Source organism: Prauserella alba, assembly GCF_024171735.1.
Taxonomy (GTDB): Bacteria; Actinomycetota; Actinomycetes; order Mycobacteriales; family Pseudonocardiaceae; genus Prauserella; species Prauserella alba.
Genome location: NZ_JAMTCH010000005.1, coordinates 622,204 through 645,372, shown reverse-complemented (window position 1 = coordinate 645,372; position 23,169 = coordinate 622,204). Strand labels below are relative to the sequence as shown.

Below are 23,169 nucleotides of genomic sequence, written 5' to 3'. Positions count from 1 at the left end.
CGTTCATTTCGCCTCCACCTCCGGCATCGGCACGTCCTCGGGCGCCGGCGGTGCCGTCCAGTTGCGGTCGGCGGCCAGCTGGGCGCCGCGCACCGTCTCGACCGCCTGCGACGGTCCGTCCACTTCGGTCCAGAACTCGTCGTCGTCCTCGGGCAGCAGGCCTGCCAGCCGTCGCTCGACGGTTTTGAAGTCCGACAGCGGAGCACCCCGCGTCGGATGCGGCTTGTCACCGCGCCGCAATGCGTCGACGAGCTCGACCGCACTCTGCTCGGTCTGGTTGTCGAAGTACTCGTAGTTGACCTGCAGCACCGGGGCCAGGTCGCACGCGGCGAGGCATTCGGCGTGCTCGAGCATGAGCGAACCGCTCTCCCCCGGGGGGCCCGCGACCTCCTCGTGGCCGAGCGGCGCCCCGTCGGAGCCGAGGTGTTCCTGGAGTCGCTTGTAGATCGCGTCGCCGCCCATCGCCGCGCACAGCGTGTTCGTGCACACGCTCACCAGATGCTCACCGCACGGCTTGCGCTTGTACATCGTGTAGAACGTCGCCACGGCCGCGACCTCGGCCTCCGCCAGGCCGAGCTGCTCGGCGCAGAAGGTCATGCCCTGCTGGCTGACGTAGCCTTCCACGGACTGGACCAGGTGCAGCAACGGCAGCAGCGCCGACCGCGACTGCGGGTACCGCGCGATCAGCTCACGCGCATCGGTCACCGTGTCCTCGCCGAACGTGGTCGCCGTCGCCGGGACACCGCTGCCGGTGGTGTCGCTGCTGGTGGTGTCGCTGGTCATCGGTCCACTCCCCCCATCACCGGGTCGATCGAGGCGACGGCCGCGATGACGTCGGCGACGAGGCCGCCCTCCGACATCGCGGGCATCGACTGGAGGTTGACGAAGCTCGGTTCACGTACGTGCACCCGCATCGGCCGCGTGCCGCCGTCGGAGACGAGGTGGAAACCGAGCTCGCCGCGCGGCGACTCGACCGTCGAGTACGCCTGCCCCGGTGGCACCCGGAAGCCCTCGGTGACCAGCTTGAAGTGGTGGATCAACGACTCCATCGACTGGCCCATGATCTTGCGGACGTGGTCGAGCGAGTTGCCCATGCCGTCACTGGAGACCGACAGCTGCGCGGGCCAGGCGACCTTGCGGTCCTCCACCATCACCGGGCCGGGCTCGAGCTTCTCGAGGACCTGCCGGATGATCCGCAACGACTGGCGCATCTCCTCGACCCGCAGCAGGTAGCGGGCCCAGCAGTCGGCGTCCGTCGACGTCGGCACCTCGAAGTCGAACTCGTCGTAGCAGGAGTAGGGCTCGGTCTTGCGCAGGTCCCACGCCACCCCGGCGGACCGCAGCACCGGACCGGTGATGCCGAGCGCGAGGCACGCATCGAGCGGCAGGTAACCCACGCCTTTGAGCCGGTTCCGCCAGATCGGCTGGCCGGTGAAGAGTTTGTCGTAGAGCGGCAACCGCTCGTCCATGACCTCGCAGAACTCGGTGACCTTCTCGACGAAGTCCTCCGGCATGTCCTGCGCCAGACCGCCGGGCCGGATGAACGCGTGGTTCATCCGCAGGCCCGTGAGGTGTTCGAGCAGGTGCAGCACCTCTTCGCGCTCGCGGAAGCCGAGCGTCATCGCCGTCGTCGCGCCGAGCTCCATGCCGCCGGTGGCGATGTAGACGAAGTGCGACCCGATGCGGTTGATCTCCATGAGAAGCACCCGCAACAGCTGGGCACGGCGAGGCACCTCGAGGTCGAGCAGCTTCTCCACCGCGAGGCAGTAGCCCATCTCGTTGAACAGCGGAGACAGGTAGTCCATGCGCGTCACGAACGTGACGCCCTGCGTCCAGTTGCGGTACTCGCAGTTCTTCTCGATGCCGGTGTGGAGGTAGCCGATCACCGAGCGCAGCTGGGTGACGGTCTCCCCCTCCATCTCCAGCACCAGGCGCAGCACGCCGTGCGTCGACGGGTGCTGCGGCCCCATGTTGATGACCATGCGCTCGTCGTGCGACGCGTCCGAGAGCACGTCGTCCCAGTCGCCGCCGCTGACGGTGTAGACCGGGCCCTCGGTGGTCTCGCGCGACTCGGCGTACGGCGCACTGTCCGAACCCTCCGGAGTCGTGTCCGTGCCGGTGGACACGTCGGCGATGTGGTCGCTAGTGGTCATGGCGCCTCCAGCGGGAAGAAAACGGACGGGTCACGAGTACGACCTCCGGGTGTCCGGCGGCGGGATCTCCGCGCCCTTGTACTCCACGGGAATGCCGCCGAGCGGGTAGTCCTTGCGCTGCGGATGCCCTTCCCAGTCGTCGGGCATGAGGATGCGGGTCAGCGCGGGGTGGCCGTCGTAGACGATGCCGAACATGTCGTAGGCCTCGCGCTCGTGCCAGTCCGCCGTCGGATAGATCTCCACAATGGACGGCACGTGCGGGTCGTCGATGTCCATCGTGACCTCGAGCCGGATGCGGCGCCGATAGGTCATCGACAGCAGGTGGTACACCGAGTGCAGCCGCTGCGGCACGTCCTCGCCGTAGTCCACACCGGACACCGAACTGCACATCTCGAAGCGCAGTCCCTCGTCGTCACGCAGCACGCGGCACATCGCGACGAGGTGGTCGCGGTCGACGTAGAAAGTGATCTCCCCGCGGTCGACGGTCACCTGCAGGATCGCCTCGGCCGGAATTCCGTTCTCCGCGAGCGCGGCGTAGAACTCGTCGGCGAAATCGTCGAACCAGCCGCCGTAGGGACGCTCCGCGGGCGGTGGCGAGTACGCGGGCAGGCGCAGTCCGCCGTACCCGGACGTGTCACCACTGCCGGAAACGCCGAACATTCCCCGGCGCTCGTGACCGGCGACCACCCGGGCCGGTTCGGCACCCCGCGGTTCGAGACCCGACTCGGGGCGTTCGGCGCTGGAGTTCTCCCCTCCGGTCCGGGGGTTCTGCGCGTCTTCGTCAGCCATGGCCTCGCCCTACTTCTTCGCGTACTTGATGGACGACGGGACGATCTCGGTCTCGGCGCCGCTCTCGGCACGCAGCTGCGCACGGCGGGCGTTGATCGGTTCGTCCTGCACCTTCGCGTGCAGCTTGAGAATCGCGTCGAGCAGCATCTCCGGCCGCGGCGGGCAGCCGGGCAGGTACATGTCGACGGGCACGATGTGGTCGACGCCCTGCACGACCGCGTAGTTGTTGAACATGCCGCCGGACGAGGCGCACACGCCCATCGCGAGCACCCAGCGCGGCTCGGCCATCTGGTCGTAGATCTGCCGCAGGACCGGCGCCATCTTCTGCGTCACCCGGCCCGCGACGATCATCAGGTCGGCCTGCCGGGGCGTGGCGCTGAAGCGCTCCATGCCGAACCGTGCGAGGTCGTACCGCGACCCGCCACTGGTCATCATCTCGATGGCGCAGCACGCGAGCCCGAAGGTCGCGGGCCACATCGAGTTCTTGCGCGCCCAGTTGACGACGCCCTCGAGCGAGGCCAGCAGGATTCCGTTGGGGAGTTTCTCCTCGAGACCCATGGCGCATCAGTTCCAATCCAGGCCGCCGCGGCGCCACACGTAGAAGTCGGCGATGAAGAACGTCGCGATGAACAGCGCCACCGCGCCGAGACCCCACAACCCGAGCGCGTCCGCGGCGATGGCGTACGGGAAGAGGAAGACCATCTCGATGTCGAACAGGATGAACAGCATCGCCGTGACGTAGTAGGCGACGGGCATGCGGCCCGCACCCGCGACCGGCTGCGGCGACGGTTCGATCCCGCATTCGTAGGCGGCCGTCTTGGCCTTGTTGTAGCGGCTGGGGCCCACGAGCGGGCCCAGCAGCACCGAGAACACGCCGAATCCGGCCGCGAGAACGATCAGCAGCACGAGGGGCAGGTAGATCCCGATGCCGGCGGCAGCCTCCTGCGCCAGCACCTGCCCGCCGGCCAGCACTTGATCGGCCGGTGTCTCGGTGAGACCCGGGCCTGCCGGCGCGTGCTCGGCCGGAACCCGGGTCGCCGAAGCGAATCCGGCCGGCGCGAACGTGACGTTCACTGCGGGCACCATCCTTTCCGCGGCGTTGCGTTCGGACGTGTTGGGGCTGGCGGTCCGCCGGCGGGCGTGACCCGGGCTACGGCCCTGACCACGACGTCGGCGGTGCAGATCACAGTGATCTGCGTGGTCGTGCGTGCACTTCTCGTGGCACTCGGCGCACTGACCTCGTGAATTCGTTCACAAGCACTCCGTCGTGGTTGTGAACCGCTTCACAAAGCATGGGGTCAGTGTAGGACGCAAGTCACACGCTGTCGCTAGCCCCCGGCACATCCCCGGCATATAAGGCAGACCTAAGTCGGCTAGCTGCGCAACGCCCACTTCCGCGTCCGTACCTGCCATCACCAGCGCAAAAGGAACACCGACGGCAGCGGCCATGTCGATCATGAAAACGGACGTGATCTATCACACGTGGTACCCGTGCGCGGGGTATGCGGGACCGCGGCTCAGGCGGTCGGTGTGACGCGCGATGCGGCCGCGATGATGCGGTCCACCACGTCGCCGCCCTTCGCGTCGTAGCAACCCGACAGGCCCTTGTAGACGAGCGGGATGATCGGGTTGACGCGCAGGCCGTACTTCGTGGCGGCGCGCATGACCTTCGGTTTGCCGATGAGCTTGGCGAACGTGTTGCCCAGCCGGTAGTAGCCGCCCATCAGGTCGGCCACGGCACGCGGATAGCCGGCGAGCGCGCGTTCCCGCGACGGGCCCTCGGGCCGGGCCAGTGCCTGCACCACGTGCTCGGCCGCCAGCTGCGCGGACTCCATCGCGGCCGAGATGCCTTCGCCGTTGAACGGGCTGACCATGCCGCCCGCGTCGCCGAGCAGCAGCAGTCCGTCCCGGTAGTGCGGCGTCCGGTTGAACCCCATCGGAAGCCCCGCGCCGCCGACCTTCCCGACAGCGTTCTCCTCGCGGTAGCCCCACTCCTCGGGTGTGCCGTCGAGCCACGAACGCAGCAGCTGCCGGTAGTCGATGTTGCGGAACGAGGCCGACGTCGACAACATGCCCAGCCCGACGTTGACCGTGCCGTCGCCGAGCGGGAACGCCCACCCGTAGCCGGGCAGCAGCTTCGGGTTCGCCGGGTCACGGCGGTCCCACAGCTCGAGGTGGCCCTCGATGTACTCCTCGCTGTGCCGCGGGCTCGTGTAGTAGCGGCGGACGGCGACACCCATCGGGCGGTTGTCGTTCTTCTCGATGCCGACCGACAGCGCGAGCCGCGCCGACACGCCGTCGCACGCGAGTACGAGCGGGGCACGGTAGCTGACCGGCTGTTTGTCGGGACCCGTCTTGCCTTCCACCCCGACCACGCGGCCGGTGCGTTCGTCGGTGAGCGCACCGGTGACGGTGGTGCGTTCCTGCAGCCTCGCGCCCGCTTTGACGGCGGTCTGGGCGAGGAGTTCGTCGAAGTCGTGCCGGGTGCGCGCGACACCGTACGGCGGATAGCTCGTCAGGTCCGGCCAGTCGAGCTGCAGGTGCAGGTCACCGGTGATGATCCGCAGGCCCTTGCTGTACGTCCAGCCCGCCTCGGGGCTCATGTCCAGGCCGAGGTCGATCAGTTGTTTGACGCCACGCGGGGTCAGCCCGTCACCGCAGACCTTGTCGCGCGGGAACGTGGTCTTCTCGAGCAGCAGCACGTCCACGCCCGCACGGGCGAGGTATGTGGCGACGGTCGAACCCGCCGGCCCTGCTCCGACGACGATGACCTCGGCATCCTGAGTCATGAGCCCAGTCTTGCAGCCCCGCGGAGCGGGGCATTGAGGGGTGGTGGCCGGGCGACGGGCGGGCAGGAGCGCCACGGCTCCCCGAATCCGCAACACGGGCCCCGGGAACTGCAACACGAGTCCGGCTGCGCGGGGCGAGTCGGGCGGGCTACGTGAGTTCCGGGGGCTGCTCGGGTTCGGGTTTGCGGGCCCGGTGGATGGCGACCGCGCCGAACGTGAGGTTGAGCCATTCGACCTTCGTCCAGCCCGCCGAGGCGATGACCTCGCCGAGTGACCGCTGGTCGTACCAGGTCAACATCGACTCGGCGAGGTAGCCGTACGCCTCCGGGTTGGAGGCCGCGCGGCGGCCGAGCCAGGTCAGCAGCCGCAGCACGATCTTCCGGTACACGAACCTGATCGGCGCGAACGTCGGTGTGGACACCTCGCAGATCACGAGCCTGCCGCCTGGCTTGACGACCCGCATGATCTCGACGAGCGCAGCCTTGGTGTCCACGAAGTTGCGCAGTCCGAAGGAGATGGTCACGGCGTCGAACGATTCGTCGGCGAAGGGCAGGCGAAGTGCATCGGCGGCGATCATGGGCAGGCCACGGTCGCGGCCGTTGCGGAGCATCTCGAGGGAGAAGTCGGCTGCGACGCACCAGGCGCCGTCGCGGGCGTACTCCTCGGTGGACACGCCGGTGCCCGCGGCGAGATCGAGCACCCGCTCACCTTCGCGTGCGTCGAGGGCTCCGGCCGTGGTGGTCCGCCAGCGCCGGTCGAAACCGAACGTCATCACCGAGTTGGCACGGTCGTAGCCTGCCGCGACGCCGTCGAACATGGCGGCGACCTCGCGGGGATCCTTGTCCAGCGACGCACGAGACATGGTTGAAGGGTAGGCGGCCACGCGAAGCGTGTCTCCTTGGGCGGTGGTGGGAGACGGGCGGGCTAGGCGGCCACGCGGAGCGTGTCTCCTTGGGTGGTGGTGGGAGACGGGCGGGCGAGGCGGCCACGCGAAGCGTGTCTCTCCGCGCGGTGCCGCGGAACGCCGGGCAGCCGCGGTCTACGGGGTCTGCGGTGTGATGCCGAGCAGGGCGGCCGCCAGGTCGAGGGCGGTGTCGATCTCGGGTTCGGGCTTGCCGAGCAGCGGCGCGTAGAGATGCGCATCGCACATGCGGATGATCGCTTGGCCGAGCACGTCCGGTGGCAGCGTCAGTTCCAGCCGACCGGCGGCGTGTTCCCTGGTCAGCAGCTCTGCGACGAGCCTCGTCGAGGTGTGTTCGACGGGTCCCGGCATGAGCGCGACGCGGACGAACAACAACGGCTCCCGCTTCGACAGCGCTTGCAGCGGTGCCGCGTCGGACACGGCGCGCATGAACCGCTCCAGCACGGCGAGAACGTGGTCGGCTCCGGTTTCGGCCGTGGTGACGCGGCAGGCCGTGCGCCGGAAGGTTCGTTCGGTCTGCTCGGCCAGCACGGTCGCGACGAGTTCTTCGCGGTTGCCGACCAGCCGGTAGAGCGTGGAGCGGCCGATGCCGAGTTCACCCGCCAGTGCGGACATGTCCAAGGGCGAACAGGCCAGGTAGTGGCGAGTCGCGGCGTCGATGACGGCCCGCCGGCTCAGCTCGGTGCCGAGGCGTGCTCCCGACCGGTTCCGCATGCCGCCCATGCGACAAGTATGGGACAGATCTTGACTCTGTGTCATTGCCAGCACAAACTTGCCGTTTGTCCCGCTGTGATCGGCGATACCTGATCGGTGATACATCGCGTGCACCGACGAGATCGGGTGCATCGACGTATCGCGTGCTTCGACGAGGAGGCATTCAGATGACGGAGGTCCCGAGCGTCCGCGGTCCGGTACCCGTTGATCGGCTGGGCACCACGCTCATGCACGAGCACGTGTTCGTGCTGGGCGAGGAGATGCGGCAGAACTACCCGAACTATCCGAACCGGTGGGACGAGGACCGCCGGGTCGCGGACGCGGTCGACAAACTGCAGCAGTGCAGGTCACGGGGCATCGACACGATCGTCGACCCGACCGTCATCGGCCTCGGCCGGTACATCCCGCGCATTCAGCGGATCAACGAGCAGGTCGACATCAACATCATCGCCGCGACCGGCCTGTACACCTACAACGACGTCCCGTTCCAGTTCCACCACACCGGCCCGGGGCTGCTGTTCGACAGGCCCGAGCCGATGGTCGAGCTGTTCGTGGCCGACATTCGCGAGGGGATCGCGGAAACGCGGGTCAAGGCGGGGCTGTTGAAGTGCGCGATCGAGGAGCAGGGGTTGACCCCGGGCGTGGAACGCGTGATGCGCGCCGTCGGGCAGGCGCACGTCGAGACGGGCGCGCCGATCACCGTGCACACCAACGTCCACACTCGGTCGGGGCTGGTCGCGCAGAAGGTGCTCGCCGAGGAGGGGGTGGACCTGAGCAAGGTCGTCATCGGCCACTCGGGCGACAGCACCGACCTGGACTATCTGTGCGCGCTGGCCGATGCGGGATCGTACCTCGGGATGGACCGGTTCGGACTCGACGTGCTGCTGCCGTTCGAACAGCGCGTCGACACCGTGGCAGCGCTCGCCGAGCGTGGTTATGCGGACCGGATGGTGCTCTCGCACGACGCGTCGTGCTTCATCGACTGGTTCTCCGAGGAGGCCAAGGCCGCGACGGTCCCCAACTGGGTCTACACGCACATCAGCGACGACGTGCTGCCCGCACTGCGTGAGCGCGGCGTCACCGACGAACAGCTCGACACCATGCTGGTGCGCAACCCGCAGCGATACTTCGGCTAGGTGCGCGTCGCACACCGCGACGAGATTTCGCACCGGGCGCGCACAGCGCTGTCCCACGCACGCGCGCATGCGGCGCCGCCGCCACGGCGGTGCCGGGTTCCGACCGAGGGAGGAGCGCGACGATGGCAACCGACCGGGCGGTGTTCGAGATTCCACGCCGCCACAACCCGTTTCCGACCGACGGTGTGTCGCAACTCGACGGTGCGCCGCGCTACGACGACCTGCCGGCGACTCTGCTCGATCTCCTCCGGACGCAGGTCGACGAGCGTCCGGACAGCGAGGCCGTGGTGGAGCTGGGCGCGGAGCGGCTGACCTACCGGCAGTTGTGGGACCGTGCGTCCCGTGTGGCCGGAGGGCTGCGTGCCCGCGGCGTCGGCCCGGGTGACCGGGTGGCGGTTCGCTACGCCGCGGGCGCGGATTGGGTGCTGGCGTTCTGGGGAACGGTGATGGCCGGGGCCGTGGCCGTCGCGGTCAACACGCGTTCGGCGCAACCGGAGGTCGAGTTCGTCCTCACCGATTCCGGCACGGTGGTGGACCTCGTAGCCGACGCGCCACTGCCCGACGGCGAACCGTACGTCACCGAGGACGCGGCGGCCGACGACGTGGCGGCGTTGTTCTACACCTCCGGTACGACCGGCAAGCCCAAAGGGGTTCCCACCACCCACGAGGCGTTCGTGACCAACGCCGAGAACATGGCTCGCTGCCTCGGCGTCCCGCGCGACGTGGGCGAGGGGCTGCGGACACTGGTCTCGGTGCCGCTGTTCCACGTGACGGGCTGCAACTCGCAGCTGTTGACCGCCGTCCGCCTCGGCGGCACCGCGGTGATCATGCCGTCGCTGGATGTCGGAGAGCTGATCTCCACCCTGTCCGAGGAACGCATTTCGCTGCTGGTCACCGTGCCCGCGGTGTATGCGTTGGTGCTGCGCCGCGATACCTTCGCCGCCGCGGACGTCTCGGCCGTGCGCTGGGTGGGCTACGGCGGAGCGCCGATCGAGCCCTCGCTGGTGGCCTCGCTCAAGCGGGCGTTTCCCCGCGCGCAGGTGTTCAACGGGTACGGCATGACCGAGACGGCCTCGCTCGTGACGGTCCTGCCCGACGACGACGCGGTCGATCACGCCGACTCGGTGGGCTACGCGGTCCCCTCGGTGCGGCTCGGAATATCGCCGCTCGGCGACGATCCCGAGGTCGGCGAACTGGTGGTGCGCGGCGCCAACGTGACCGGCGGTTACTGGAACCGCCCCGAAGCCGATGCGGCGACCATTGTGGACGGTTGGCTGCACACCGGTGACGTCGTCCGTGTCGACGACGCTGGCCGGGTGCACATCGTCGACCGGATCAAGGACATCATCAACCGCGGCGGCGAGAACATCTCCAGCATCGAGGTCGAGGCAGCGCTGGCCGGGGCGCCCGGTGTCGCCGAGGCCGCCGTCGTCGCCGTGGCCGACGAGGTGATGGGTGAGAAGGTCGGGGCGGTGATCCACGGCAGCGGCGAGCAGGTCGACATCGATGCGGTGATCGAACACTGCCGCGGGCAGCTGGCCGAGTTCAAGCTCCCGCAGTACATGGTGGTCTCCGACCGGCCGTTGCCCAGGAACCCGGGCGGCAAGCTCCTCAAGGACCGGTTGCGCAGTGACGTCGAATGGGGCGATCCCCTGCGGTGACGTTCCCGGCACCGGCGGCGGTCCCCAGCCCCGCGCCGACGCCGATTCGGCCGGTCAGGGCAGGGACTGCCACGTGGCGAGGAACGTTTTCGTCAACGTGCCGGCATCGCCCGGCAGGCAGTGGAGCCCGCCGTCGGGGTCGGCGAACGTGAGGACACGTCCCCGGTCGCGGATGTCGACGACGGTGAACGGTTTGCTGCTGCGGTAGCGGCCGTCGGAGCTACGGCCCCCTGCGTACACTTGGTGCACGCCCAGCCGCGGCGCCTTCATCGTGTTTTCGAGCTGCTTTTCGGGGCTCTGTTTCGCGGCGAACATGTCGTGGTTCTCGTCGCGCTGCGCGAATTCCTGTCTCGTCGTGTGCAGCGGCGGGGTCGACGAGGGCGGGAATTCGGGAAGCTCGGAGAGGAACCCGTCGACCAGCTCGTTCTCACCCGTGGTCACCAGCGTCACGACGTCCCCGTCCGCCTGCACACCCACGGTCACGCCACCGCCCGACGCGGCGGCGAACTGGACTTTTCCGCGGCCGGTTTCGCTGTAGCAGTACAGGTCCCGGACCGGTGAGTTCAGCACCCGCAGCGCGACGCGGAATTCGCGGGTGGGGGTTTCGCCCTCGGCGAGTCCCAATTCTTCCAGCACGCGGAAGCATTCCCGGTTCGTCTCGCCCGTGAGATCCATGGGCACGTACTTCGTGCGCGCACCGAGAACCGGGTGGGTGTCGCCGAGCCCTTCGAGTTCCCACACGCGCAGCAGGATCTCCCGCCGCATCACGACGGGACGGTGCAGTACGGCCATGGCGGTCACTCGCCGATGGTGGGCGGGGTGACGACGTGGCCGGTGACCGGGTCACGCAGCACTTCACCCTCGTCGGTCAGCGTGAACGCCTCATCGGTGTCGGCGAGGTACTTGCGCTGGTGTTCCTCGTCGTCGCCACCCTGGCCGCCGCGGCCCGCGCCGCCCATGCCGCCCATCATTCCGCCACGGCCGCCCGCGGCGCCGGAACCCGAGCCGCCACCCGCGGCGGCCGCCCCGCCGGAGCCGGTCGGACCGAAGCCGCCGGGGGACGCGCCGGTCATGCGGCCCGCGCCCGGTGCGGCGCCGGAGCCGGGCGCGCCGCCGCCACCACCTGCGGCACCTGCGCCGGAGTAACCGCCGCCTCCGGAATAGCCGCCTGCGCGTCCCATGCCGGGCGCAGAGAACCGTCCGCCCGTGCCTCCGCTCGACGAGCCGCCGGGGCCGAACCCGCTGGTCCCCGGGGTGCCCCGCGGACCGAATCCGGGAGCGCCATAACCCGAAGTGCCGAAGCCCGTACCGGGGCCGCCGTTCGGGCCGTAACCGGTGTTGCCGGGCACGCCGGGGGCGTTCGGCGTCGGGTAGTTCGCCGCTGGCGGGGTCACCGTGCTCGGTGAGGTGTAACCGGAGGTGCCGGTACTGTCGTTCGGCGAGTTCGGGCCGGTCGGCGTCGGAACGTGCGGCGACTGGTATCCGCCACCGGGCGGGACCGGCGTGCCACCCCGCTCGGGACCACCGCCGACCGAGCCGTCGTAACCACCGGGACGACTCGTGTCACCGCTGCCGCCGTCACCGGTGCCGGGAATGTCGATGACTCCCGAGCCCGAGTCGTCACCGGAGCCCGAGCCGCCGCGCTCCATGGAACCGAAGTCGCCGCCGAGGTCCTCCATCTGCCCGAAGTCGGCCTGCATGTCGTAGGCGGACCGGTGGACGTTGCCCTCGTAGCCGGAGTACATCGACCGGGCGGCCTCGACGTCGGCCTTGTACTTGTTGGCCGCGTCCTCGGCGTCGGTGTCCCACGGCGTGACGGTGTCCCACGCGCCCGTCTCGGGCTCCTTGGCGGGCACGTCGGGGAGCCGGTTCTTGATGTCCTCGAACTGTCCGGAGTTCGTCGTGAGGTGGGCGGAATTGCGCTGGTAGATGTCGGCCGCGTCCTGTGTCACCTTGATGCTGGAGCCGACAGCCTGAGAAGCAGCCTCGGCGCCCTCTCCGGACCAGGAGCTCTCCAGTGCCTGGAGCATCTCGCGTCCCGCGTTCGCGGCTTCCTCGTTGCCGGCGGCGACGCCGGACATCTCCTCGGCCGTGGTCTGCCACTTCGCCGCGTCCCCCTCGCGGACGCGGCGCACCAGCTCGTGCAGCTCCATCGACCCGGAGAACGGGTTGACCTGCTCCATCAGGATCTTCGCCTTCTGGTTGGCCAACTCGTCCTGGGGTCCGAACAACTTCCCCATCACGCTCCCCCTGTGCCCCGCGGCCCCTTCGATTTCCGCAGCAGTCCTCGCTACGCGGCATCATGCCAGATTCGTACGGTTCAGGCCTTCGCCTTCAGATTGCCGACGACCCGTTCCATCACGATCCGACCAGCTTCACACGGATCGTCGCCTTCTTCAGCTCCCTTGGTGCCGATGGCCAGCGACATGACCACCGCATACTCGTCCGCGAGGCCGACAACCGTGGTACATGCGCGGTCCACATCACCCTCGTGGTACTGCACTGCAGGAAAGCCATCGATGGGCTCAATCGCCTTGAATTGCCTCTGCGGCTTTGCGTTGGCGTACGTGGCACTCAAGCCCTGGCCAGTTCGCAGGTCATAGTTCAAACCAAACGACGCCAAGGTCTCCTGGTTTGACCAATAACACCCCGGACCCAAATCCGGCAAATCGTCATCTTCGCTGGTGACAGCATCTCCGAGAAGTTCCTTGGCCTGGGCTTGGCTCAGGGCGTCAACGCACGGATCTCCGTCCAGGACAGACCTCGGAAGCGGGTCCGACACGGCTGGTGCTCCGCTGTGCGGCAGCTCCTGGTCACCGCTGGCTGCGCTGCTCGGTGCCGCGGACGGCATCGATTCTGCCGGGCTGGACGGCTCGAGTTGCGGCTGGCCGTCAGACTCGCCCGAGCACGCCGTCGCAACCACCACCACGGCGACCAACGCCGCGGTCCTGCCCAGATACCTCAATGGACCAGCCCTTCGCCGGACTTCTTCGCGTCCTTGCCCGCCTGCTCGTCGACCTCGTTGTACACGTCGAGCGCCTTCTGCAACTTCTCCGCAATGTCGGTATAGCGCTGCCACTGGGCTTTCATGCTTTCAGAACCCACCTCGAATAGGCCGACCGCGACCGACTGGAACGCCTCGCTACCGGGATCTCTAGCGGGCGGCTCACTGTGGACCAACCTATCCGCCGTAAGGTAGTTCTTCTGCATCTCCATGGCGATCCACTTGGCTTTGCGGACCATGCCTTCGGCGGTCTCCGGGTCCATCATGAATCCCCCGGCGATCGTCGACCCACCGCCGCCTGTGTCGGAGGCCACGGCACCGCCCACCGTGGCCCAGCCGTCCTGGGTCGCGGTGCCTTTGGCGCCCTTGACCGCGAAGGTCGCCTGGTCCCAGAAGCTGCCGTTGTCACCGGTGCTGCCGCTCGTACTGCCGCTGGCTCGGGCGCCTGCGAACGCTGCGGCACCGACGTCGTCGGCTTCCGCCATGACTGACCCTCCCCCGTTGTTCACCTCAGGTCGTGCGGCAGCCCAGCGTAACGGAACGCTGACCGGCCGGGGTGGGAATGCCGGACATCGCGACCGGAACCACACGGCCGGCACAACCACCAGACCGCACCTTCGACGGCCGTTCCGAACGGGCGCGTTCCCGCATCGCGGGCCATACCACTCGATCAGTCCACCGGGCGGGCTCACGCAGCCCACCAGGCGGACTCACGCCGAGGTCAGCACACGCAGCATGCCGTCGACGGAGCGGAGCCAGGTGAATTCCTCGGCCCGCGCTCGCGCCAGTCGTCTGCGCAGTGGTTCCGGACTGCCGAGCAGGCCGGTCACCGCGCCGGCGAACGCGCAGGCACGATCTGCCACGGCAGCACCGCAGCCCGGCCGGACGATCTCGCGCAGTGCCGACGACTCGGACACCACGACGGGTGTGCCGGACGCCAGCGCCTCCAACGCGGCCAACCCGAACGTCTCGTGCGGCCCCGGGGCGAGCGACACGTCGGCGCTGGCCAGCAGCCGCGCCACGTCGTCGCGCCGCGGGAGGTGCCCGAGGAACCGCACGGGCAGTCCGCGCGCACGGCGTTCCAGGGCTCGCCGCCGCGGCCCGTCCCCCGCAACCACCAGCCGCACGTTCACCCCCGATTCGGCCAGCTCGGCGATCGTGTCCACGCTGCGCTCCACGTGCTTCTCGGGCGACAGACGTCCACAGTGGACCAGGAGCGCATCGGCACCACCGGCGAGGTCGCGGCGCCAGTCGCCGTCCCGCCGTTCGGGAGTGAACGTGGCCAGGTCGACGCCGAGCGGCACGCGCCGCACATTCGGCGCGCCGATGCGGTCGAACTCGCCGCGCGCGAACGCCGTGGTGCACACGACCGTGTCGTAGCTGCGTGCCATCCGGCGATTGGCGGCGTCGGCGGCCCGCTCGGCCAGCGGCCGCGGCAGCAGGAACTGTTGCAGCAGCCGGTCGAGCCGTTCGTGCGAGATCACCACGCTGGGCACGCCGTGGTCACGGGCCCAGACGCCCATGCCGCGCAGCGTCAACCGGTCCGACACCTCCAGCAGGTCGGGCCGGAGCTGCCGCAACAGTGCGCGCACCCGCAGCGGATCGACGGCCCGGTAGCCGCCGGTGCCCGGGATCCGCGGCGCGGGCAGCGTCAGCCTGCGCACTCCGTCCGGCAGTGTCGTGTCGTCGTGACGCCGACCCGGCACGACGAGCGTCACCCGGTGCCCACTGGCGACGTAGCCCGCGCCGAGGTGGTGCAGCGCCGTACGCAGGCCTCCGGAGCGTGGCCCGTAGAAGTTGGCGAGCTGGACGATGTGCCTCGGCGGTGCCGGTACGGGTTCGGGACGGCTGCCACCGGCCACGGCCACGTGCATCCCCATGGCCGTCCTCACGCGGCTCGCAGGATCTGGCCGCGGACCGCGTCGTAGTGGCCGGTGAGCTTCCTGCAGACGGCGGGCCACGTGCGGCCGAGCACCGCCGTGCGGCCGGCCTCGCCCAGCCGCGCGCGCAACCGCCGATCGCGCAGGTCGTCGATCGCACCGGGCAGCACGCGGGTGAACTCGCCGTGCTCGGGTGGGAGCAGATATCCGGTTCCGCCGTGGTCGACGAGGTCGCGCGGGCCGCCGGCCGCCGGTGCGAGTACCGGCAGCCCGGAGGCCATCGCTTCCTGCACGGTCTGGCAGAACGTCTCGTGCGGTCCGGTGTGGACGAACACGTCGAGGCTCGCGTAGATGCGGGCGAGTTCGTCGCCGTACCGAACGCCGAGGAACGCCGCGTCGGGCAGCGACTCGCGCAGCGGTTCGAGCTCGGGCCCGTCACCGACGACGACCACCCGCACCCCGGGAACGTCCGCCAGCGCGGCCAGCCTGCCGACCTCCTTCTCCGGGGCGAGCCTGCCGACGAAACCGACGAGCAGTTCGCCGTCGGGGGCCAGCTCGGCGCGCAGGCCGGGGTCGCCGTGGGCAGGGTCGAACCGTTCGACGTCCACCCCCCTTCCCCAGCGGTGCACCCGCGGCACGCCGTGCAACCGCAGCTGGTGCGCCGAGTCCGACGACGGTGCGAGCGTGCGGTCGGCCCGGGAGTGCAGCCTGCGCACCCACCGCCAGGCAGCCCTTGCACCGAGTCCGAGGCCGTACGCCTCGGCGAACCCGGCGATGTCGGTCTGGTACACCGCCACCGTCGGCACGCCGAGCCTGCGGGCGGCGGCGAGCCCCCGCGCGCCCACCACGAACGGTGACGCCAGGTGCACGACGTCGGGGCCGAACGCCGCCAGCGCGGTCAGCACGGTGCGGGTGGGAACGCCCACCGGCAGCGTGTTGACCACCGGCAGGTCCACCGCGGGCACGCGCACCACGGGCGCGCCGCAGTACTGCTCCGGTCCGGCGCCCGGCGCAACCACCAGCACGTCGTCACCGCGGGCCGTCAGGTACTCCACGACCCGCAGCACGGAGTTGGTCACGCCGTTCACCTGCGGCAGGAAGCTCTCGGTGACGATGGCAACGCGCACGGCCCCAACGTGCCCGGCCTCGACGGCCGTGGCGCCACCGCCGCGTAACGCGCCGTGGAACGGTCGCCGAACACTGCCGCCGGTGCCGTACTCGCCGAGTGCCGCATCGCGAGGGGAGGATTCGTGGCGTTGAACGCCCCCAGGGGCACTTTGGTGGCGTTCAACGCAACCAAAGTGCCCCTGGGGGCACGGCGGCTCACGTCCGTCGCCCGGTCGAGTCGTCGTCGGATCGCGAGCGGCGTGTCATCTGCGCGTCGCATGCAGGACACTCGCGGCCGCCACATTGGAGCGGCATGACCCTCTCGTCCCGAACGCTGCGCCCGGTCGACCCCGGCCTGCTCTCCCAGGCCCTGGAGGTGGCGGGCAGGCTCGCCACCGACGCCACCGACGTGATCACCGCGACGGCGGGTCGCGGTGCCCGGCCGACCACGAAGGAATCGCCGTTCGACTGGGTCACCGACACCGATCGCACCCTGGAACGGCACACCCGCCGGGTGCTGGCTGCGGAGTTCCCCGACATCCCCGTGGTCGGCGAGGAGTACGGGGACGACACGGGTTGCGGCGACGCCGAGTACCGCTGGGTGGTCGACCCCGTCGACGGCACCGCCAACTACGTCGCGGGCATCCCCTGGTGTTCGTACAGTCTCGCGCTGGTCGACGCGGACGGTCCGGTGGTCGGCGTGGTTGCCGACCCGTACCGCGGGCAGATCTACACCGCGGGACGTGGGCGCGGGGCGCGCGCCAACGGCACACTCGTGCAGATGCCGGCGCGTACCAGGACGGCGGGGTCGATCGTGTGCACCGAACTGAGCGGTGGCAACGCGTGGCCGGGCCTGTCGCGGTTCCTGGAGGGCGCCGCGGCCGCGCACACGGGCACCCGGGTGCTCGGCTCGTCGGCACTGGCGGTCACCCAGGTCGCCCTCGGCCACGCGGTCGCCGCGGTGCTGCACGGGTACCGCGAATGGGACGTCGCTGGCGCGCTGGGGGTCGCCGTGGAGGCGGGTGCCGTGGTGCTCGACCGCCGCGGCAGCAATGCGACCCTCCCGCTCGACGGCGTGCTCGTGGCGGCACCGGATGTGGCCGACGAGGTCCTCACCTGGTGGGCGGCCTGCCGGGACTGAGTGCGCCGCCGGGACGTCGCCCGCGCGGTCACGCCGGGGCGGGTTTGCGGCGGCGGCGCGGCTTGATGCGCCCGCCCGCCCGCCGCCGGAGGAACCACAGCAGCGGACCCGCGACCAGCCAGGTGAACAGCGCCGTCGTGCCGGTCGGGAGCAGGGTGAGCACCCACGTGCGGCCCGCGACCTTCACCAGGTCCGGTTCGGTGGTGTCGTACTCGACGCGCACGAGCTGTCCCTGGCTGAGCCCCTGCGGGTACAGCACGCCCAGGTCGGGGTTGTGCGATTCGCCGTCCGGGGTGTCGAAGCGGATGAGGGTGCGGTCCCAGGTGACCTGTTCGACCTGCGCGACCGCGGCGCCGTGGTTCTCCGCGATGTCGCGGTCGTTGACCCACGCGCCCGCCGACAGGACGGCGCATTCGAGCGTGATCAGCAGCGCGAGCCCGAGCACGGCCCACGCGCCGATACGCCACGCGCGCTGTCTGCGCGGATCGGAAGGGGTCACGGCACGTGATCCTAGTTCTCCCTCCCGCCCGCCTCCCTTCACCACCCGCACCGGAGAGACAACCCGGCAACCGTGGGCGCACCTGGTGGTTGCCCCCAGGGGCACTTTGGTTGCGTTGAATGCAACCAAAGTGCCCCTGGGGGCGCCTGCCACAAGCCCGGTGACGTTCCACGGGGTCGTGGCACCCCCGCGGGGCCGGGTCAGCGGGAGACGGCCGCAGTCACCGCGTCCCGCAGTGCGGCGTGCAGATCACGGTGGCGGCTGCGGTCGGCCCGTACCTCGATGACCCGCAGCCCCGGTTCGGGGGCGAGCGCGGCGCGAAACTGTTCGAGGTCGTCGGCCCTGCGGTGGGGCACGCCGTACGCGGCGCACAGCGCGGCGAGGTCGGCGCCGTGCGGCGTGCCGAAGATCCGCTCGAACCCGTCGCGGTGTTCCGGCGCGCCCTGCTCCAGCAGCGAGAAGATCCCGCCGCCGTCGTCGTTGACGACGATGATCGCCAGGTCGGGACGGTCCTCTGCGGGGCCGATGAGCAGGCCGTTGCCGTCGTGCAGGAACGTCAGGTCGCCGAGCAGGGCGTACGAAGGGCCGCGGTGCACGCAGGCGGCGCCGATGGCGGTCGACACGGTGCCGTCGATGCCCGCCACGCCGCGGTTGCGGTGCACCAGCACGTCGGGCCGCCTGCCGCCGACGAGCGCGACGTCGCGCGCCGGGTTCGACGAACCCACCACGAGCAGCGAATCCCGCGGCAGGCCGTGCACCAGTTCCTCGGCGACCCGCAGGCCGCTGGGCCACGGCTCGCGGCCGAGCGTGTCGCGCACCGCCTCGACGGCCGCCGCGTCCGCACACTGCCAGCGCGCGAGCCACTCCGGATCGGACGGTTTCGTCGGCGCGTCGAACCACTGCCCCACCTGGCGCACGTTGTGGGCGGGCGCCGGCCAGTCGGCGTCGGGGCGGACGAGCAGCACCTCGACCGCCGGGTCCGACAGCAGCCGCTGCACCTGGCGGAACACGGTTGGCCTGCCGATGCACAGCACCTGTTCCGGTTTGTGCTCGGCCAGGAACTCCTCGACGCCCAGCAGCCACGGGCCGCCCGGGATGGCCGTGTCACCGCCCAGGCCGAGTCCGCCGGTCTCCGACAGCACGGGCCAGCCGTGTTCGGCGGCCCATTCGCTCGCGGCGTGCACCCCGGCGTCGCAGGCGATGACGAGTCCCTGCCGCGCCGAGGGCACCACGAACGACGGCAGGGCGCCGTACTCGGGCAGTTCGGTCCACCGCGCGCCGCGGGGCCTGCCGTCGAGCGGTTCGTACCAGTCGGCACCGCCTGCGACGCCGCCGGCCGCGCCGCCACCGCCGTCGCCGGTGTCGGGCACGAGCGGTTCGCGGAACGGCACGTTCAGGTGGACCGGACCACACCGCCACTCGCCGTAGGCCGCGTTCCAGGCTCGGCAGATCTGACTGCGCCAGTAGGCGTTCTGCCCGGCGCGCCGTTCGGCGACGGCGAGTTCGTCGAAGTAGCGCACCGCGCCGCCGTAGAGGTGCTGCTGGTCGATGACCTGGTTGGCACCGGCGGCCCGCAGTTCGGGCGGGCGGTCGGCGGTGAGCACGATCAACGGCACCCCGGCGCGGTCCGCCTCGAGCACCGCGGGGTGGAAGTTGGCCGCTGCGGTGCCGGACGTGCACACCAGCGCCACGGGACGTCCGGTGCGGGCCGCGATCCCCAGTGCGAGGAATCCGGCGCCGCGTTCGTCGATGCGCACGTGCAGCGCCAGCTTGCCCGCCGTCTCGGCGTCCGACAGCGCCAGCGACAGGGGCGCGTTGCGCGATCCAGGACACAGCACGACGTGCGACACGGTGTTGCGCACCAGCTCGTCGACGATGACCCTCGCCTGTGCGGTGGAAGGGTTCACGTGCGAGCCCCCTCGGCTGTTCGGGTGGAACGGCCTATTGTCCCAGGCGTGCATGACACCCAGGTATCCGAACTGTTCGACCCGGCATCGTGGACGCCCGTCGAGGGGTTCGACTTCACCGACATCACCTACCACCGTTCCACGGAGAGCCGCTCGGGCAAGCACGTCGTCCGGGTGGCGTTCGACCGCCCGGACGTGCGGAACGCCTTCCGCCCGCACACCGTCGACGAGCTGTACCGGGCGTTGGAGGACGCCCGGACCCGCTCCGACGTCGGTTGTGTGCTCATCACGGGCAACGGCCCGTCGCCCAAGGACGGCGGCTGGGCGTTCTGCTCCGGTGGTGACCAGCGTATTCGGGGCAGGGCCGGGTATCAGTACGCGAGCGGGGAGACGTCCGACACGGTCGACCCTGCGCGCGCGGGCCGACTGCACATCCTCGAGGTGCAGCGGCTGATCCGGTTCATGCCGAAGGTCGTCATCGCGGTGGTTCCGGGCTGGGCCGCGGGCGGCGGGCATTCGCTGCACGTGGTGTGCGACCTCACACTCGCCTCGGCCGAGCACGGCCGGTTCAAACAGACCGACGCCGACGTCGGGTCGTTCGACGGCGGGTTCGGCTCGGCCTACCTGGCGCGGCAGGTCGGGCAGAAGAAGGCGCGGGAGATCTTCTTCCTCGGCGAGGCGTACTCGGCAGCCGACGCCGAGTCGATGGGCGCGATCAACAAGGCCGTGCCGCACGCCGAGCTGGAGTCGACCGCCCTGCGGTGGGGGTTGACGGTGCTCGGCAAGTCGCCGACGGCCCAGCGCATGCTCAAGTACTCGTTCAACCTGATCGACGACGGTCTCGTCGGCCAGCAGCTGTTCGCGGGCGAGACGACCCGGCTGGCGTACATGCAGGACGAGGCGGTCGAAGGCCGGGACGCGTTCCTCGAGAAACGCGAGCCTGACTGGACGGACCACCCGTACTCCTACTGACCCGGCGGCGGTTCCGCACGCGTCCGGGCCGCTCCGAGGCGCGGGTGGCACCGCAGCCGCCGGTCACGCCCCGGCCTGGCGTTCGCCCCGGCCGGGGTCGACCGGCGATTGCCAATGGCGTGACGGTGTCGGGGCCGTGGCCGATCGCGTCCGGGTGGATCGGCTCGTGAACACCGTCCGCCACGGCAGGGCCTACGCTGGTGCGGTGCAGGTCGTGTTCACGGACGGGTCGCCCGCGTCGGTCGCCGAGCTCCACGAGGCGTTGCGCGGCGCCCTCGACGGCGGCGAGACGCTGCTGCCGCTGGATCCGCGCAGCCCGCGGGCCGAGAGTCTGCGCGAGGCGATGGCCCCCGGCGAGCCCGTCGAACCGGACACCGCGGTGATCATCCCGACGTCCGGGTCGACCGGCGAGGCGAAGGGCGTGCTGCTGTCGGCGTCGGCGCTGCTGGCGTCGGCGCGCGCCACGCACTCCCGGCTCGGCGGCCCCGGCCGCTGGCTGCTCGCCACGCCGGCGAACTACGTCGGCGGGCTGCAGGTCCTCACGCGCGCCCAGCTCGCGGGCGCCGCGCCGACGACGCTGGACATCGCGGAGGGATTCCGCCCCGACGCTTTCGCCGCCGCCACCCGCGACCTGGTCGGCGCGCCCGGCCCGCATTCCGAAGGGCCGTACTACACGGCGCTCGTGCCGACCCAGCTCGCGCGGCTGCTCGCCGCGGGCCCCGAGGCGGTGGAGGCGGCCGCGGCCTACGACGCGATCGTGCTGGGCGGTGCCCGGCTCGACGACGAACTGGCCCGGCGCGCAGCGGACGCCGGGGTGCACGCCGTGTCGTCGTACGGCATGAGCGAGACCGCCAGCGGCTGCGTGTACGACGGCTTTCCGCTGGAAGGCGTGTCCGTCCGGCTCGGCGAGGGCGACCGCATCGAACTCTCGGGCGCGACGCTCACCCACGGCTACCGGCTGCGCCCCGATCTCACCGCGAAGGCGTTCACGGCCGACGGCTGGCTGAGCACCAACGACGTCGGCTCGTTCCACGACGACGGTTCCCTCGTGGTCCTCGGCCGGATCGACGACATGCTCAACACGGGCGGCGTGAAGGTTCCCGCGGCCGGTGTCGAAGCGGCACTGACCGCCCACTCGCAGGTCCGCGCGGCCTGTGTCGTGGCGCTGCCGGACGTCGAGTGGGGCGAGCGGATCGCGGCCGTGATCGTGCCGGAACCGGCCGTGCCGGAATCCGCCGACCCGGCATCCGGTGATGAGGCGCCCGGCGACCGGCCTCCGCCGCAGGCGCGCGGCGATCTCGACGAGGAGCTGCGTGCGCTCGTCCGCGAACGGCTCGGCCGCGCCGCTGTGCCGAAGCTGTTGCGATACGTGCCGGAACTGCCGCTGATCGGCCCGGGCAAGGTCGACCGTGCCGCGGTCCGCGCCGTCTTCGAGGACTGAACTTCCTGCGTGCTAAGGCATCCGGATGCTCGTCGACCCCGGCGAACGCTCGCCGTGCTCCGGCCCGTTCGACGATGATCCGGCCGTCAGGCGCCGGACGATGATCGACCTCGCGGACTCGCCCGTGCGGGTGGGCAGCAGCGGGTAGACATGCACAAGCCCCTCCCCCTCGTGGAACTCCGTCTCGACCCCCGCCGCTCTCCCGCGGTCCCGCAACAGGTGCGCGTCCGGGTTGAGGATGTCGTGGGTGCCGGTGAAGACGGTGAGCGGACCGAGCCGCGCCAGCTCCCCGGCGAGTGGGCTCACGCGGGGATCCTCGGTGGGCAGCTCGCCGCGCCAGCGGTCCGAGAGCACGCGTCCGCCAGGCACCGCCAACCAGGGATCGTGGGGCTGGACCTGCGGGATCCGCGGATTCGACCAGGACAGATCCAGCGCCGGCGAAATGAGCAGGGTCCTCGGCAGGGTGACGCTGTGTTGGTCACGCAGCACCATCGCAGCGGACAGCGCGATCTGGCCCCCGGCGGAGTCACCGGCGAGTCGTACCTCCCCGTGCACCTCGCCCATCTCCCGGACGAGGTCGGCGACGGCGTTCACCACCGCGTCCGCCGTGCCGAACGGGACCAGCGGGTAGATCGGCACCACCACCGTGGTCCGGGCCTCGGCGGCGATCTGGGCCACCAGCCGCCAGTGCGCCGCGGCGATCTCGTTCACCCAGCCTCCGCCGTGGATGTACACCACCGATCCCCGGGGCCGGGCGCCCGCGGGGCGTACGCGGTAAACCGGCCAGCCGTCGCGGCGCGATACGTCAACGGTCACCGGGGACCCGAGCCGACGCGGCGGTGCGTAAGGACGGGGCCGCAGCGCCAGGCGGTCGACGTGGGCTTGGGCCCGTCCGGGGGAGCGGAACACGCGATTTCTGCCGGCGACACGGAGATACAGGGGGATGACCCGTTCGGGAAGGCGCATCAGAGTCGACTCCGGGGTGTCGGAACGCGGATTCGCGCTGCGTGAGGTCGGACGATCATGACCGTACGCGCCGGGCGGCGTGCCAGCA

General features: G+C 70.5%; 22 protein-coding genes. 5 read left to right on the top strand and 17 right to left on the bottom strand.

The genetic code is table 11. The features are described from left to right. Window positions 1-3 precede the first annotated feature (3 nt). The 8 genes from nuoE to LY12_RS18605 all read right to left on the bottom strand — a co-directional run bounded on the left by nuoE (window position 4) and on the right by LY12_RS18605 (window position 7,376). Complete coding sequence (nuoE, locus tag LY12_RS18640; RefSeq protein ID WP_253858499.1) at window positions 4-783, bottom strand: NADH-quinone oxidoreductase subunit NuoE; 780 nt, start codon at window positions 781-783, stop codon at window positions 4-6. Beyond that, a complete protein-coding gene (locus LY12_RS18635) occupies window positions 780-2,153 on the bottom strand; it encodes an NADH-quinone oxidoreductase subunit D (RefSeq protein ID WP_253858496.1) in 1,374 nt (457 codons plus the stop codon). The genes nuoE and LY12_RS18635 overlap by 4 nt, the downstream gene beginning before the upstream one ends. Window positions 2,154-2,183: 30 nt before the next feature. Beyond that, window positions 2,184-2,942: an NADH-quinone oxidoreductase subunit C gene (locus tag LY12_RS18630; protein ID WP_301302816.1), complete on the bottom strand. Its 759-nt coding sequence runs from the start codon at window positions 2,940-2,942 to the stop codon at window positions 2,184-2,186. Between the two features lie 9 nt (window positions 2,943-2,951). Then, on the bottom strand, window positions 2,952-3,500 hold the full coding sequence (locus tag LY12_RS18625) for a NuoB/complex I 20 kDa subunit family protein (protein WP_183779873.1): 549 nt from the start codon (window positions 3,498-3,500) through the stop codon (window positions 2,952-2,954). 6 nt (window positions 3,501-3,506) lie between these two features. Further along, window positions 3,507-3,914, bottom strand: a complete 408-nt coding sequence (locus tag LY12_RS18620) for an NADH-quinone oxidoreductase subunit A (protein ID WP_253858909.1) — start codon at window positions 3,912-3,914, stop codon at window positions 3,507-3,509. A 545-nt stretch (window positions 3,915-4,459) separates the two neighbouring features. Next, window positions 4,460-5,731, bottom strand: coding sequence for a geranylgeranyl reductase family protein (locus LY12_RS18615; protein ID WP_253858493.1), 1,272 nt, complete (start codon window positions 5,729-5,731; stop codon window positions 4,460-4,462). A 148-nt stretch (window positions 5,732-5,879) separates the two neighbouring features. After that, entirely contained in the window at window positions 5,880-6,593 is a 714-nt protein-coding gene (locus LY12_RS18610; protein WP_253858490.1) for a class I SAM-dependent methyltransferase, read from the bottom strand. A 177-nt stretch (window positions 6,594-6,770) separates the two neighbouring features. Then, complete coding sequence (locus LY12_RS18605; RefSeq protein WP_253858488.1) at window positions 6,771-7,376, bottom strand: QsdR family transcriptional regulator; 606 nt, start codon at window positions 7,374-7,376, stop codon at window positions 6,771-6,773. A gap of 158 nt (window positions 7,377-7,534) precedes the next feature. Between LY12_RS18605 and LY12_RS18600 the strand changes: the two genes are divergently transcribed. Together LY12_RS18600 and LY12_RS18595 are read left to right on the top strand one after the other, a co-directional pair. Then, entirely contained in the window at window positions 7,535-8,503 is a 969-nt protein-coding gene (locus LY12_RS18600; protein ID WP_253858485.1) for a phosphotriesterase family protein, read from the top strand. A 122-nt stretch (window positions 8,504-8,625) separates the two neighbouring features. Then, on the top strand, window positions 8,626-10,164 hold the full coding sequence (locus tag LY12_RS18595; protein ID WP_253858483.1) for a class I adenylate-forming enzyme family protein: 1,539 nt from the start codon (window positions 8,626-8,628) through the stop codon (window positions 10,162-10,164). A gap of 54 nt (window positions 10,165-10,218) precedes the next feature. On the opposite strand, the gene LY12_RS18590 is transcribed toward LY12_RS18595, so the two are convergent. The 6 genes from LY12_RS18590 to LY12_RS18565 form a co-directional block, all read right to left on the bottom strand. Beyond that, window positions 10,219-10,956 (bottom strand): ESX secretion-associated protein EspG, encoded by a 738-nt coding sequence (locus LY12_RS18590; protein WP_253858908.1) that lies wholly within the window; start codon window positions 10,954-10,956, stop codon window positions 10,219-10,221. Window positions 10,957-10,961: 5 nt separating this feature from the next. After that, window positions 10,962-12,404 (bottom strand): hypothetical protein, encoded by a 1,443-nt coding sequence (locus tag LY12_RS18585; RefSeq protein ID WP_253858480.1) that lies wholly within the window; start codon window positions 12,402-12,404, stop codon window positions 10,962-10,964. An 80-nt stretch (window positions 12,405-12,484) separates the two neighbouring features. Continuing rightward, entirely contained in the window at window positions 12,485-13,093 is a 609-nt protein-coding gene (locus LY12_RS18580) for a DUF3558 domain-containing protein (protein ID WP_253858907.1), read from the bottom strand. Window positions 13,094-13,125: 32 nt separating this feature from the next. Beyond that, window positions 13,126-13,653, bottom strand: coding sequence for a hypothetical protein (locus LY12_RS18575; protein ID WP_253858478.1), 528 nt, complete (start codon window positions 13,651-13,653; stop codon window positions 13,126-13,128). 225 nt (window positions 13,654-13,878) lie between these two features. Continuing rightward, complete coding sequence (locus LY12_RS18570) at window positions 13,879-15,042, bottom strand: glycosyltransferase (RefSeq protein ID WP_253858906.1); 1,164 nt, start codon at window positions 15,040-15,042, stop codon at window positions 13,879-13,881. 14 nt (window positions 15,043-15,056) lie between these two features. Next, window positions 15,057-16,175 (bottom strand): glycosyltransferase family 4 protein, encoded by a 1,119-nt coding sequence (locus LY12_RS18565; protein WP_253858477.1) that lies wholly within the window; start codon window positions 16,173-16,175, stop codon window positions 15,057-15,059. A gap of 293 nt (window positions 16,176-16,468) precedes the next feature. Between LY12_RS18565 and LY12_RS18560 the strand changes: the two genes are divergently transcribed. Next, window positions 16,469-17,296 carry an inositol monophosphatase family protein gene (locus tag LY12_RS18560; RefSeq protein WP_253858475.1) on the top strand — a complete coding sequence of 276 codons (828 nt, stop codon included), beginning with the start codon at window positions 16,469-16,471 and terminating at the stop codon, window positions 17,294-17,296. Between the two features lie 28 nt (window positions 17,297-17,324). On the opposite strand, the gene LY12_RS18555 is transcribed toward LY12_RS18560, so the two are convergent. Both LY12_RS18555 and menD read right to left on the bottom strand, forming a co-directional pair. Further along, window positions 17,325-17,795, bottom strand: a complete 471-nt coding sequence (locus LY12_RS18555) for a DUF3592 domain-containing protein (RefSeq protein ID WP_253858473.1) — start codon at window positions 17,793-17,795, stop codon at window positions 17,325-17,327. 200 nt (window positions 17,796-17,995) lie between these two features. Next, the gene (gene menD / locus LY12_RS18550; protein ID WP_253858471.1) at window positions 17,996-19,702 is read right to left on the bottom strand and encodes a 2-succinyl-5-enolpyruvyl-6-hydroxy-3-cyclohexene-1-carboxylic-acid synthase; all 1,707 of its coding nucleotides are present in this window, start codon (window positions 19,700-19,702) and stop codon (window positions 17,996-17,998) included. A 48-nt stretch (window positions 19,703-19,750) separates the two neighbouring features. Between menD and LY12_RS18545 the strand changes: the two genes are divergently transcribed. Together LY12_RS18545 and LY12_RS18540 are read left to right on the top strand one after the other, a co-directional pair. Further along, window positions 19,751-20,674, top strand: coding sequence for a 1,4-dihydroxy-2-naphthoyl-CoA synthase (locus tag LY12_RS18545; RefSeq protein WP_253858468.1), 924 nt, complete (start codon window positions 19,751-19,753; stop codon window positions 20,672-20,674). 205 nt (window positions 20,675-20,879) lie between these two features. Continuing rightward, the gene (locus LY12_RS18540) at window positions 20,880-22,115 is read left to right on the top strand and encodes an AMP-binding protein (RefSeq protein WP_253858905.1); all 1,236 of its coding nucleotides are present in this window, start codon (window positions 20,880-20,882) and stop codon (window positions 22,113-22,115) included. A 12-nt stretch (window positions 22,116-22,127) separates the two neighbouring features. Here LY12_RS18540 and LY12_RS18535 read toward each other — a convergent pair whose 3' ends face one another. Further along, window positions 22,128-23,081 carry an alpha/beta hydrolase fold domain-containing protein gene (locus LY12_RS18535; protein ID WP_301302814.1) on the bottom strand — a complete coding sequence of 318 codons (954 nt, stop codon included), beginning with the start codon at window positions 23,079-23,081 and terminating at the stop codon, window positions 22,128-22,130. Window positions 23,082-23,169: the final 88 nt, after the last annotated feature.

Excerpts from the sequence above, each read along its gene's own strand:
- LY12_RS18605 (WP_253858488.1), bottom strand. The coding sequence starts at position 7,376 with ATGGGCGGCATGCGGAACCGGTCGGGAGCACGCCTCGGCACCGAGCTG.
- LY12_RS18600 (WP_253858485.1), top strand. The coding sequence starts at position 7,535 with ATGACGGAGGTCCCGAGCGTCCGCGGTCCGGTACCCGTTGATCGGCTG.
- LY12_RS18590 (WP_253858908.1), bottom strand. The coding sequence starts at position 10,956 with ATGGCCGTACTGCACCGTCCCGTCGTGATGCGGCGGGAGATCCTGCTG.
- LY12_RS18570 (WP_253858906.1), bottom strand. The coding sequence starts at position 15,042 with ATGCACGTGGCCGTGGCCGGTGGCAGCCGTCCCGAACCCGTACCGGCA.
- LY12_RS18615 (WP_253858493.1), bottom strand. The coding sequence starts at position 5,731 with ATGACTCAGGATGCCGAGGTCATCGTCGTCGGAGCAGGGCCGGCGGGT.
- LY12_RS18625 (WP_183779873.1), bottom strand. The coding sequence starts at position 3,500 with ATGGGTCTCGAGGAGAAACTCCCCAACGGAATCCTGCTGGCCTCGCTC.
- LY12_RS18585 (WP_253858480.1), bottom strand. The coding sequence starts at position 12,404 with ATGGGGAAGTTGTTCGGACCCCAGGACGAGTTGGCCAACCAGAAGGCG.
- LY12_RS18575 (WP_253858478.1), bottom strand. The coding sequence starts at position 13,653 with ATGGCGGAAGCCGACGACGTCGGTGCCGCAGCGTTCGCAGGCGCCCGA.
- LY12_RS18595 (WP_253858483.1), top strand. The coding sequence starts at position 8,626 with ATGGCAACCGACCGGGCGGTGTTCGAGATTCCACGCCGCCACAACCCG.
- nuoE (WP_253858499.1), bottom strand. The coding sequence starts at position 783 with ATGACCAGCGACACCACCAGCAGCGACACCACCGGCAGCGGTGTCCCG.
- LY12_RS18610 (WP_253858490.1), bottom strand. The coding sequence starts at position 6,593 with ATGTCTCGTGCGTCGCTGGACAAGGATCCCCGCGAGGTCGCCGCCATG.
- LY12_RS18535 (WP_301302814.1), bottom strand. The coding sequence starts at position 23,081 with ATGCGCCTTCCCGAACGGGTCATCCCCCTGTATCTCCGTGTCGCCGGC.
- LY12_RS18635 (WP_253858496.1), bottom strand. The coding sequence starts at position 2,153 with ATGACCACTAGCGACCACATCGCCGACGTGTCCACCGGCACGGACACG.
- LY12_RS18630 (WP_301302816.1), bottom strand. The coding sequence starts at position 2,942 with ATGGCTGACGAAGACGCGCAGAACCCCCGGACCGGAGGGGAGAACTCC.
- LY12_RS18560 (WP_253858475.1), top strand. The coding sequence starts at position 16,469 with ATGACCCTCTCGTCCCGAACGCTGCGCCCGGTCGACCCCGGCCTGCTC.